Genomic DNA, 11,578 nt, shown 5'->3' with positions numbered 1-11,578 from the left:
GAGAGGGGGGTAATGATTATACTGTTAAATAAGCCGCCAGATCAGCTAAGGCGCGTTTAGCGATAGCTTCATAGCGCTCCTTTTTATCTCTGATACGAGGACCATCAAGCTCTTTAATAATGCCAAAATTGACATTCATTGGCTGAAAATGCTTGCTCTCCGCGTGTGTAATGTAATAAGGCAGGCTGCCAATTGCTGTTGTATTTGGAAAAACAAGTGGCTCTTCTCCCCTGAATAGCCGAGCAGCATTAATGCCAGCCACAAGTCCAGAAGCTGCTGACTCGACATAGCCCTCCACACCGGTCATTTGACCTGCAAAGAAAAGCCTATGATTGGCACGTGATTGGAAGCCTTGTGTCAGAAGCTTTGGCGAATCCATATAGGAATTACGGTGCATCACACCGTAACGCACAAACTCAGCATGCTCAAGACCTGGAATCATTTGGAAAACCCGCTTTTGCTCTCCCCATTTTAAATGCGTCTGAAAGCCCACGATATTATAAAGGCTACCTGCAGCATTGTCTTGACGCAGCTGAACAACAGCATAAGGCGTCTTAAAGTCACCGTCACGAGGTCCCTTGTAATCATCTGGATACTCCAAGCCAACTGGCTTCATTGGTCCATAAAGCATAGTCTTAATCCCACGCTTTGCCATAACCTCAATTGGCATACAGCCTTCAAAATACTTTTCCTTTTCAAAAGCATTTAAAGGAGCTTCCTCTGCTGTTGTCAAAGCCTCGTGAAAGGCCATAAACTCTTCCTTAGTCATTGGACAGTTCAGATAAGCTGCTTCTCCTTTATCGTAGCGTGATTTTAAATAAACCCTATCCATGTTAATGGTTGACTTATCGACAATCGGAGCTGCTGCGTCGTAAAAATAAAAGCCAGCACCACCATTTAAGGCATGTATTTTTTCAGCAAGGCTGTCACTGGTCAAGGGGCCAGTTGCAATTACTGTAATAGCATCGCTAGGAATGTCAATAACCTCCTCACGAATGATTTCAATCAGAGGGTGACTTTCAAGCTCAGCTGTAACAGCCTTGGCATAGCCTTCGCGATCTACAGCCATCGCTCCTCCGGCAGGGACACGATGGGCTTCGCCAGCACGCATAATAATCGAATCCAGACGACGCAGCTCTTCCTTTAAAAGCCCTACTGCATTGGTTAAGCTGTCACCACGAAAAGAGTTGGAGCAAACCAATTCCGCAAAATGGGTGGTTTTGTGCTGCGGTGTTGCCTTGACACCACGCATCTCATATAGCTTAACAGGAATACCACGCTTAGCAATTTGATAAGCTGCCTCTGATCCAGCTAGACCAGCACCAATAACATTAATATAAGATTGAGACAATAGACCAATACCTCTTTGGGGACTTATCCATCACTGATTGCCCCGCAACTCTTTCTTTCAAGTAATTACCCTGCCTATTATAACAGAAATAAGAGCAAAGCAAAAGAAGGAGCTGGACAACCCACGACAGACGCATAAAAGATTTTTAGCAAGAAAATAAAGCTTCCTGTATTTCAATACCCAGCTCTTTCAAGAATATGTACGATTTTGTATAGATTTACTATAGTAAGAACATTGAAAGTATCTGCTTTAAACTATATTATCATTTGGACATAGCTATTTCGCGCGTCTGTTGTGTGAACGGCCTCAGTCTTTTATACCAAGGAGATAAGTCTGTACCTGCACACTCTCCATAAAGCCAACTGCAAAACATTAGCCTTCGCCCAATACCAGCTATCCACATATCTTCTTCATTGCAGCAGTTACTGGAAGGCTTTTTAAGGCTTACTTTTCAAAATCTAGTCAAAAATATTTCACCAGACCTCATCATCTTACTGGTAGCAACTAAACAAGCCTTTTCTAGTAATAAAAGCAAGCGAAGGCCTGCCTTTGTTATTGTTTAGAAGAAACACAGCCATGCTGCGATAAAGACACTTAAAACACTAAATAGCGACCCAATCAAATAATATTCAGCAAAGGCTGGGCTTTCAGAGATTTTATTGTAACGAGCAATAGACTTAGCGGTAAGTACCAGTCCGATTGAAGCAAATTGTCCCATCACCATACAAACACCCATAACAATTCGCTCTAAATTACCAATAGCTGCACCTGCCCCTACAATGGTATCCATTGGTTTGTCACCAGCTGGCTGGAATTTATTGAAGCAGAGCTTAAAGATAATATTGACAGGCTTGGTGATCAAAACAATAAAAAGCACTAACAATAACTGCCGAGCATGTAACCAATCAGGGAGCTCAACCTGATTAACACGAGCGGCTAAAGCCAGAATGATGAAAAGATGCAGGAGCTGGTCCAACACAAAGATCCACGACCGATCCAGCTTAATGATATGAGCCCATTTTGGCTTAAAATAATCAATAACAGCATGGCTACTAAAAATAAGAACAGCTGTTAGCCAAAGCTTAGGCATACACATCACCACTAGAAACAATGGAGCAGCTATCCCTAACAAATGTAGTCCAAGATAAGCGAACTCCTCCTCCTTTTTATCAGCAATGAGCTGACTCTGAAGGTGATAATCTGATAAAAAATGACAAATCACTAGCAGCACTAAAATAGGGTGCTGATAAAGGTAATCAGATAAGCCCTGCATAGGTGGCTCCTTTCCTCTTTTTATTCTTGTAGGTAGGTCAAAGCTGCTTGGCGACTTCTAAGATAAACCTTTACACTGCTGCTTTTTAAGCGCTTTGACAAGGCACTTGATTGTAGGCCCAATGTATCACCAATGAGCTGTTGATCAAATTGCTCTTCATAGATTCCTAAGCCTAAAAGTGCATGAAACACCTCTAATTGACTAGCACGCCAGCTAGCCTTTATAGCCTCACCAGCCGCTAAAAGGCTATTGAGCACCAGATCCTTTTGCTCCTTATCAGTCCGTATAGCTACCTGGGTATTGCCATAATCATTTTTTTGATGAATGTAATGAATAGCCTCTCTAGCACGCCAATAGGCTGGACCGTCAGCACCAATACTAATATCAGGATTAATATCAGTCAAAATAGTTCCCTGTCCAATACCAAACCTGACAGGGTAGCCTGTCAGGGCTTGATTAATCAAATCAATGAGCTGAAAAACAGGTGCGTCATTAGTCAACAGGCCTTGAAATTCATCACCCAAAGTCACAGATAAGTTAGAGACGATATAGGGAGAAAAGTCATGATTGAGCTGTTCCAAACAGGCTTTTAAGGACTCTTGTACCAAGGAACGCGACTGAATTTGCTTAGAATGAATCAAATCCCCAATAACAGCGATATATAGCATGATTTTCCCTCCTTTTATGACTTCCATTATAACAGGCAAAAACCAAAAAGTCCATTATAATGGAAAATTATCTATATTTCCATTATAATGGACCTCTGCTAAAATAGTTCAAACCTACTTTACAATCTCTTCTTTATAGTCACAGGCTTCATTACTACACACAACCTGCTTGCCTCCACGAATTTTTTTCTCAACAAGGTAATCGCCTGACTTCGGACAAGACCGTCCTACCGGCAAATCCCACGAGGTAAAGTCACACTCAGGGTAGCGGTCGCAGCCATAGAAAATACGGTTACGCTTTGTTTTGCGCTCGATGACCTGGCCTTGCTGACAAGCTGGACAAGAAACTCCAATTTCCTTTGTAATGGCCTTTGTATGATGGCACTCAGGAAAATTACTACAAGCATAAAACTTGCCAAATCTACCTAGCTTAACAACCATCGGGTGGCCGCACAGCTCACAGTCAAAACCAGCCGGCTCGTCTTTGATTTGAATTTTTTCGATCTCCGTTTCAGCCTTGGTTAACTCCTTAACAAATGGCTTGTAGAATTGGTCAATCACATTCTGCCAGGCTTCCTTGCCGATCTCTATCTGATCAAGCTTATCTTCCATATCAGCTGTGAATTTGACATCAACAATATCAGGGAAGAATTCCACAATCAATTGATTAACTATTTCGCCTAATTCCGTTGGCTCAAAGCGTTTAGCAGCCAGCTTAACATAATAACGACGCTGAATCACATCGAGTGTTGGAGCATAGGTTGATGGCCTTCCAACACCGTTTTCTTCCAGTGTCTTAATCAGGCTTGCTTCTGAATAACGAGCTGGTGGTTGGGTAAAGTGCTGCTCAGGCGTTAATGTAACCTTTTTAACCACTTCTCCTTCTGTCATTTCAGGAAGCATCTTGCTTTTATCAGAATCATTGTAAACAGCCATATAACCGTCAAACTTCATCTGGCTGCCATTGGCAACAAAAAGGACACCATTTTGCTCGAGGTTAACCTTAACAGTATCAAACACAGCAGCCGTCATCTGACTAGCGACAAAGCGGTTCCAAATTAAGGTGTAGAGCTTTAGCTGATCCTTATCTAAAAATTTAGCAATGGCCTCTGGCGTATGGTTCACATTAGATGGTCGAATAGCCTCATGAGCGTCTTGAGCACCAGTAGCATTTTTAACCCGATTGCCATGCTTAGAATACTGACTACCGAAGCGTTCAACAATAAAGCCTGCGGTATCATTTTGAGCAACTGGGCTGATACGAGTAGAGTCCGTACGCATGTAAGTAATTAACCCTTGTGTTCCATTAGGACCAAGACTAATCCCCTCGTAAAGCTGCTGAGCAACCATCATTGTTTTACGAGTCCGAAAATTAATCTTATTGGCTGCGTCCTGCTGCAATGAGGAGGTTGTATAAGGTAAAGGAGCATGACGCCTGCGTTCTTTTTTCTCAACCTTACTAACCATAAAATCATCGCTGCTTAATTGAGACAAAACAAGCTTAACATCATCATTGGTATTGAGCTTCATCTTTTTGCCATTAAGGCCGTAAAAGCTTGCTTGGAATTTTTTTGTTCCTTTTTTAAAGAGACCATCAATTGACCAATATTCTTTAGGAACAAAGGCCTTAATCTCATGCTCTCTGTCAATGATTAGCTTTAGAGCAACCGATTGCACGCGCCCTGCTGAAAGCCCCTTTTTAACCTTTTTCCAGAGAATTGGCGAAATGGAATAACCAACAATACGATCCAGTACACGACGTGCCTGCTGTGAGTCAACCAAATCCATATCAATTTTTCTTGGGCCTTCAAAGGCTTCTTTGACGGCATCCTTTGTGATTTCATTGAAAACGACACGATTGTTATCATCAGGATCAAGTCCCAAAATATGTGATAAATGCCATGAAATGGCCTCTCCCTCACGATCCGGGTCACTTGCTAGATAAACCTTTTTAGCATTCTTTGCTTCTTTTTTTAAGGCATTAATCAGCGGACCCTTACCACGAATATTAATATACTGTGGCTCATAATGATTGTCAAAATCAATAGACATTGATGATTTTTTCAAATCACGAATATGACCAACCGAGGCAACGACCTTATACTGACGTCCCAAATATTTTTCGATGGTTTTAGCCTTAGCAGGTGATTCAACAATGACTAGATTTTTTTTAGCAGCTGCTGATTTTTTCTTTGTAGCAGACCTTTTCGTCTCTCGTTTTGACTTAGTTGCTGTTTTTGTTACCAATTGACACACTTCCTATAACAGTTATGGTTAAAGCTTCTAGCATAATATCCCATTTTTTAAGAACTGTCAACAAAAAATTTTCCATAAATAGGAAGATATCATTCGAAAGTGATAATGTCTTAGCTAGGTCGAATGTGAAAATGTCCCGTCTGTTAAACTAGAAAGATGAGGAAAATAGAACTAACTATGATAGAGTCAAAGAAATACCTAGTCATCAAAGCTGTTTGTGAGGGTAAAAAGCAGAAAAATAGAGCTTGTGTAGAATTAGGGTTAAGCAAGAGGCAGGTGAACCGATTGATACTAGCCTATCAAGAGAAAGGAAAGTCAGCTTTCGTTCATGGTAATAGATCAAAAAGACCAACTCATGCCATGTCTTTAGAAACAAAGAGAAGGATTATCGAGAAATATCAAAGTTACGGTGATTTAAGACCAAATGTTGTTCATTTCTGCGAACTACTAGCGGAAGAAGAAAACATCGCCTATTCAGATACAACTGTTAGAAAACTACTCTACCAAGCAGGGTTTCTATCTCCAAAGACTCAACGAGCAACGAAAAGACGATTGAAACAAGAAGCCAAACAAAAGAAAAGGGAGGCAGAAAAAAGAGGATCCAAACTCCCAACTGCTTCCAACTTCTTTGAAGAACCTGACAAAGCTCATCCCAGCCGAGCAAGAAAGAAATTCAAAGGGGAACTCATTCAAATGGATGCCAGTCAATTCCCTTGGTTTGGACAACAGGAAACACACCTTCATGTCGCTATTGACGATGCCTCCGGTGATATTGTCGGGGCTTACTTTGATACTCAGGAGACGCTAAACGGGTATTATCATGTCTTAGAACAGATTCTAGAGGTACATGGTATCCCTTTCCAATTCCTTACTGATAAAAGGACTGTATTCACTTATGCTTCCAGTCAGTCTAAAAAGATCGAGGAAGATACCTTTACACAGTTTGGATATGCTTGCCATCAGCTTGGTATTGCCATTGAAACGTCTTCTATCCCTCAAGCTAAAGGGCGTGTAGAACGTCTTAATCAGACCCTTCAATCGCGTCTACCAATTGATTTACAGAGGAATCAAATTACCAGCATCTCTCAAGCGAATCGTTATCTTAAGAGATGGATTAAACGATTTAACAAGCAGTTTGGTGGACTGGCTAGTGAGTCTGTTTTTGAGAAAGCACCTAAACCAGCCCAGCGAAACCTACTGTTAGCGAGAATCTCTGAAAGAGTAATTGATAGTGGGCATCATATTCGATATCAAAACAACTTCTACTTGCCCGTCGAAGGGGATAAAGAAATCTATTTTACGCGTAAGACAAAAGCACTTGTGATTGAGGCATTCGATGGAGACATCTACCTTAATATCGCAGACAATATTTATGCCACTAGAAAGTTACCAAAACACGAGAAGCACTCCAAAGAATTCGAAATGGTGCCTAAAACTAAAAAAGAAAGACGCAAGTATATTCCACCACAATCCCATCCGTGGAAACTTGCATCTTTCAAACAATACCTTCATAAAATCGGAAAATCTTATGAAGAATTCCAGCGTGAGAAGAATTCTTCTCACCCACAATTATAACAGATTTTTCACTTATCTAACCGATTTTTTCAAGACATTGTCATTTTCGATTGACACAAAAAATTTTCCATAAATAGGAAGAAAAGTTAAGAATAGTGGTATTCTGAAAGAATGTCTCTGCCATGAGTGACACAGCTGGCACCATCTTTGATCAGCTTCAAACAGCCCGCTGATGTCCCATTAAGAATATTGTCAGGTACGACAAAAATATCACGTCCCTCTTCCATAGCTAGCTGACAGGTAATCAAAGAGCCAGAGCGCTGCTTAGCCTCAACAACAAGGACACCTCGACTAAGACCTGCGATAATACGGTTTCTTTCAGGGAAATGATAAGACAAGGCGGCCTCTCCAGCCCCATATTCACTGAGCACGAGATGACGCTGAGATAAAAACTCCTGTAGCTGGTGATTTTCCTTTGGATAGTAGCGATCTAGGCCAGTCCCGATAACAGCTATAGTTTGCCCACCTGCTTTCAAGCAAGCGAGATGAGCACTGGTATCAATACCTCTAGCAAGTCCACTTACAATGACAAAGTGATTCTTAAGCTCTTTGACGATTTTGTAAACAGACCGCGTCCCAATTTCACTGGATTCTCTAGAGCCAACGACTGCCAGCTTAGGCTTTTCTAACAGGCTTAAATCACCTTGATAAAAGAGTAAAACAGGAGGATTATAGATTTCCCTCAAGGCCAATGGGTATTGCTTATCTAGGATAGATAAGCTCGGAAACTGGTTGAATTCCTTTTTTAACAAGGCGACATTTAATTGCTTGTAGGTCTCAATAAATAAAACTGGATTTTTGCAGCAAGAAACCACTGCCATATCTCTAAGGGATAGAGACTTGTTATTACGCTGCTGGTAGTCAATCAGGTTAAGAATATTTAAATTAGTTAGCCCAGCCTTTTTTAATTTATAAAGTTCAAAATTATTCATCACTGTACCTCTCTAATGATTTATTCGTAAAAAAATTAAAAAAGCTCTGACTAAACAAAGCTTTTTGCAAACTCTTGAGGAGCTGTACAGGATTCCAGCAAAAAAATCGAGGCCTCCTAGCCTTTGTATGAGCATTGTAGGGCAGCTCATCACATAGCATTCCATTGAAAAATACCAGAATTGTAGATCCGCCTAGTGGCTATCGTTCTTAGGCCGCAAAAGCTTTCAAGCAGCTACCTTTTCTCAAAATGAGATTTTTAGCGTAAGATCATTGATTTTATCGGCTCAAAGCTTTGCCGATGAATTGGTGTGACACCATACTGGTGCAATCCCTGCAGGTGCTCCTTGGTCCCATAGCCGGCATTTTTAGCAAAGCCATAGCCTGGAAAGGTCTTATCGTAATCAAGCATCAATCGATCTCTGGTAACCTTAGCCACAATAGAGGCTGCAGCGATTGACATAGAGCTCGCATCGCCTTTTATAATAGCCTGTTGAGGAATAGGAACCTCTAGTGTCATGGCATCAATGAGCAGGTAATCAGGCTTACTCACAGAGCCCTCCAGCTGATTAATGGCAGCTGTCATTGCTAATTTTGTTGCTTCATAGATATTAACATGGTCAATGGTATGGTTGTCAATAATTCCAAGACCGATTCCCAACGCTTTCTTTTGAATGGCTTGGTAAATTGCTTCATGCTTAGCTTTAGGAATTTTTTTAGAATCATTTAGCCCCTTAATGGTGCAACCCTTTGGCAGTATAACACAGGCTGCTACAACTGGTCCAGCCAGAGGACCTCGACCAACCTCATCTATACCAGCAATCGCTTGAAAGCCTTTTTGGTAAAGAGCCTTTTCATACGTCAACATCGCCTCAAGTCGGGCTTCCTCTTTTAAGATAGCCTCTAAAGCCCTTTTTCTGTTAGATACAGCCTTTTGAACGCCAAGCCGCTTATCTGCCTTCAGCTCTTCAAAAAATGGATCAGAAAGACTAGAAATAGCCTCTAAACGAGCTTTAATGTCTTTAATGGTCATTGCTGTCATCATCACCACCAACCAGATCTAAGGTATACTGGCCAAGTCTTCCATCACGAATATCCTTGATGAATAAGCTGTAAAAACGATCATAGTCTTCCTTAAAGCCAAGCTGGCGTGTCAAGGACATGATGATTTCTGGAGCGTCAGCCTCTAGATCAATGGCCTTAAAACGCTTTAATAGGCGATTAGGATAGTGCTTTTTAAAATAATTCAATCCAAAAATTGTGACCTCGTCCATTGGCAAAAGCTGGTCCTTAATAGCCCCTGTCAAGGCTAATTTTAAACCAACCAATTCGTCCTCAAATTTTGGCCATAAAATACCTGGAGTATCCAATATCTCTAGCTCTTTATTGGACTTTAACCACTGCTGTCCCTTAGTTACCCCTGGCTTATTGCCTACTGTAGCAATTTTTTTGCCAGCCAAGCGATTCATCAAGGTTGATTTGCCAGCATTTGGAATGCCAATAATCATGGTTCGTAGTGTTTCTTTTTGAATGCCTCGTTCTCTTAAGCGATGCAGCTTATCTGCCATCAATTCCTTAGCAGCCTCGGTAACCCTTTTGACCGTAGCCTGTTCCTTAGCATTGATAGCTAATGTCTTAATCCCTTGCTTCTCATAATATTGTTGCCATTTCTTAGTATGCGTGTTATCTGCTAGATCAGCCTTATTAAGAAGCATTAGCTTGGGCTTATCTCCAACAATTTTGGTCAGCATAGGATTTTGACTTGATAAAGGTAGCCTAGCGTCTACTAAAATCGTCACAAAATCAACATGCTTAATATTTTCCTGTACCTGTCTTCTTGCCTTGGACATGTGTCCAGGAAACCATTGAATCGTAGCCATGTGTATAAAATCCTTTCGTAGCAAGGGGGGTAGCCCCTCGTCTTTTAAAAATCATGCGAGTCACCAAAAAATCACCAAATATTAAGCATTATCTCCAGACCAGGCGATATAATCGCAACTTGTTTTGGTTATTTTTAATGCCAACAATATCAAATGATTCCTAATGGTATCTGGCTTATAGCTATTCTCTGCTAAATAGATTGCCTCTTCAATTTTACCCTGTAATCTCGCTCAGCCTATTTCCTGGCCCTGCGGGTATTTTTTGCATATGAAACTGTAATCTTTTCCATTTACCAGTTGTATGATAAAGAAAATCAAAATAGTCGTAGTAGAATAAATTACCATAGACTATTATAGCACGATTTCCCTTATTTTACCGCTATTCTCTGCTTCCATCTCAAACGTTCTTCAAATCCATCAAGATTGATGAAAGCCAGTTTGTGACTTGGATTAATGACATATGCTTGAACTGCCGATGCTCTCTTACCTCAGCAATCCAACGATTCAGGGTATACTGAATCCAAGCCTTCCCAGCGTTTCAAAAGACTCTTTTTGTCCCCCTACTCTGCTATTGCATTTTCAACAGGTATATCGTTTACGTTCACATCTGCCTCCTTATTTCTATAAATTGTGACCTCAGTGGGCAGAACTGGTTAAGTCCTACGTGGAACTTGCACCCGCTGTCCTTAGCTTTTAAAAAATGTTAAGTTTAGAAAATAAAAGTTACAATTCTTTTATTTAGAAATTTTTGGGACAAACAGAATATGGTAAAAGAATTTCTTATCCTTTTCAAGTCAGACACTTGAATTTCTCCTTTGTAAAAGAGGATATTAATCGTCATAAAGACCAAAAAAGAGAAGACCCAAATGATCCTCTCTAGTCTTCTTCGCAACATTATTTGACCAACTTTCCACTAATGTGAGTAAAATTGCTTTCTAAATAAGCTTTACCTATTAACTTAGGAGAAAACAAGGGCTTAATAGCTAAAAATACCCCAAAAATTATGAATCATTATCGCAAACTATCCATAGTGATTATTTTATCAGCCATTTCCCATATTGCTGGATTATGGGTTGCTACGATGATTAATCTGTTAGTGTCACGAAGAGACAGCAAAATCTCCATAATCAACTTGGACGTGGCTGGATCTATTGAAGCTGTTGGTTCATCTGCCAAAATAAATGGCGGATTTTTTAAGATAACCTTTGCTAAGGCAACTCGTTGTGACTCACCCCCAGATAGCTCAAAAATACGTTTATCTAGGTTCAGATAGGATAAACCTACACGTTCTAAAGCCTGTTTCTCTCTTTTATGTTGCTCAGACTTAGTCAATTTTTGACCAATGAGACCAAGTTTTAGGTTTTCTTCAATCGTTTGATTTTCAATCAAGCCAAAATTTTGGAACAAATAACCTAATTCATGACGGAAAAAATCACTAGATTTATAGCTGGCTAAGTCTTTGTCTCGGTAAAAAATAGTCCCATCATAAGGTTCTAATTTCCCCATCATATTCATCAAGGTCGTTTTTCCGCTACCGCTTGAACCAATCAAAGCATAGACTTTTCCAACCTCAAATGTCATTGAAAGATTAGAAAATAGCTCTCGTTCTCCAAAAGACTTACTCACCTGTTTAAGTTCAATCATG

Annotated in this window: 9 protein-coding genes and 1 pseudogene; 1 reads left to right on the top strand and 9 read right to left on the bottom strand. The window is 40.5% G+C overall.

Annotation, left to right across the window (positions count from 1 at the left end):
- Positions 1–16 precede the first annotated feature (16 nt).
- The 4 genes from trmFO to topA form a co-directional block, all read right to left on the bottom strand.
- Positions 17–1,351, bottom strand: coding sequence for a methylenetetrahydrofolate--tRNA-(uracil(54)-C(5))-methyltransferase (FADH(2)-oxidizing) TrmFO (trmFO, locus tag I2432_RS05380; RefSeq protein ID WP_206158628.1), 1,335 nt, complete (start codon positions 1,349–1,351; stop codon positions 17–19).
- 559 nt (positions 1,352–1,910) lie between these two features.
- Positions 1,911–2,624, bottom strand: coding sequence for a DUF3307 domain-containing protein (locus I2432_RS05375; protein ID WP_043038967.1), 714 nt, complete (start codon positions 2,622–2,624; stop codon positions 1,911–1,913).
- A gap of 20 nt (positions 2,625–2,644) precedes the next feature.
- The gene (locus I2432_RS05370) at positions 2,645–3,292 is read right to left on the bottom strand and encodes a SatD family protein (protein WP_043038966.1); all 648 of its coding nucleotides are present in this window, start codon (positions 3,290–3,292) and stop codon (positions 2,645–2,647) included.
- A 114-nt stretch (positions 3,293–3,406) separates the two neighbouring features.
- Positions 3,407–5,539: a type I DNA topoisomerase gene (topA, locus tag I2432_RS05365; protein ID WP_206158627.1), complete on the bottom strand. Its 2,133-nt coding sequence runs from the start codon at positions 5,537–5,539 to the stop codon at positions 3,407–3,409.
- Between the two features lie 186 nt (positions 5,540–5,725).
- Between topA and I2432_RS05360 the strand changes: the two genes are divergently transcribed.
- Positions 5,726–7,123, top strand: a complete 1,398-nt coding sequence (locus I2432_RS05360; RefSeq protein ID WP_115250549.1) for an ISNCY-like element ISSeq2 family transposase — start codon at positions 5,726–5,728, stop codon at positions 7,121–7,123.
- A gap of 86 nt (positions 7,124–7,209) precedes the next feature.
- Here I2432_RS05360 and dprA read toward each other — a convergent pair whose 3' ends face one another.
- The 5 genes and pseudogenes from dprA to I2432_RS05340 all read right to left on the bottom strand — a co-directional run bounded on the left by dprA (position 7,210) and on the right by I2432_RS05340 (position 11,577).
- Positions 7,210–8,055 carry a DNA-processing protein DprA gene (gene dprA, locus I2432_RS05355; protein ID WP_043983543.1) on the bottom strand — a complete coding sequence of 282 codons (846 nt, stop codon included), beginning with the start codon at positions 8,053–8,055 and terminating at the stop codon, positions 7,210–7,212.
- A gap of 257 nt (positions 8,056–8,312) precedes the next feature.
- Positions 8,313–9,095: a ribonuclease HII gene (locus I2432_RS05350; protein ID WP_206159083.1), complete on the bottom strand. Its 783-nt coding sequence runs from the start codon at positions 9,093–9,095 to the stop codon at positions 8,313–8,315.
- Positions 9,076–9,933, bottom strand: coding sequence for a ribosome biogenesis GTPase YlqF (gene ylqF / locus I2432_RS05345; RefSeq protein WP_206158626.1), 858 nt, complete (start codon positions 9,931–9,933; stop codon positions 9,076–9,078). Before ylqF ends, I2432_RS05350 begins: the two co-directional genes overlap by 20 nt.
- Positions 9,934–10,301: 368 nt before the next feature.
- Positions 10,302–10,538 (bottom strand): annotated as a pseudogene (locus I2432_RS10330) (DNA-binding protein).
- Between the two features lie 406 nt (positions 10,539–10,944).
- Complete coding sequence (locus I2432_RS05340; RefSeq protein ID WP_206158625.1) at positions 10,945–11,577, bottom strand: ABC transporter ATP-binding protein; 633 nt, start codon at positions 11,575–11,577, stop codon at positions 10,945–10,947.
- Position 11,578: the final 1 nt, after the last annotated feature.

The organism is Streptococcus equi subsp. zooepidemicus (assembly GCF_015689395.1).
Lineage (GTDB): Bacteria > Bacillota > Bacilli > Lactobacillales > Streptococcaceae > Streptococcus > Streptococcus equi.
This window is presented reverse-complemented; position numbering and strand designations above follow the sequence as displayed.

Bases quoted from the DNA above. Each gene is read 5' to 3' on its own strand.
- I2432_RS05375 (WP_043038967.1), bottom strand. From the start codon at position 2,624: ATGCAGGGCTTATCTGATTACCTTTATCAGCACCCTATTTTAGTGCTG.
- I2432_RS05370 (WP_043038966.1), bottom strand. From the start codon at position 3,292: ATGCTATATATCGCTGTTATTGGGGATTTGATTCATTCTAAGCAAATT.
- I2432_RS05360 (WP_115250549.1), top strand. From the start codon at position 5,726: ATGATAGAGTCAAAGAAATACCTAGTCATCAAAGCTGTTTGTGAGGGT.
- dprA (WP_043983543.1), bottom strand. From the start codon at position 8,055: ATGAATAATTTTGAACTTTATAAATTAAAAAAGGCTGGGCTAACTAAT.
- I2432_RS05350 (WP_206159083.1), bottom strand. From the start codon at position 9,095: ATGACAGCAATGACCATTAAAGACATTAAAGCTCGTTTAGAGGCTATT.
- ylqF (WP_206158626.1), bottom strand. From the start codon at position 9,933: ATGGCTACGATTCAATGGTTTCCTGGACACATGTCCAAGGCAAGAAGA.
- I2432_RS05340 (WP_206158625.1), bottom strand. From the start codon at position 11,577: ATGATTGAACTTAAACAGGTGAGTAAGTCTTTTGGAGAACGAGAGCTA.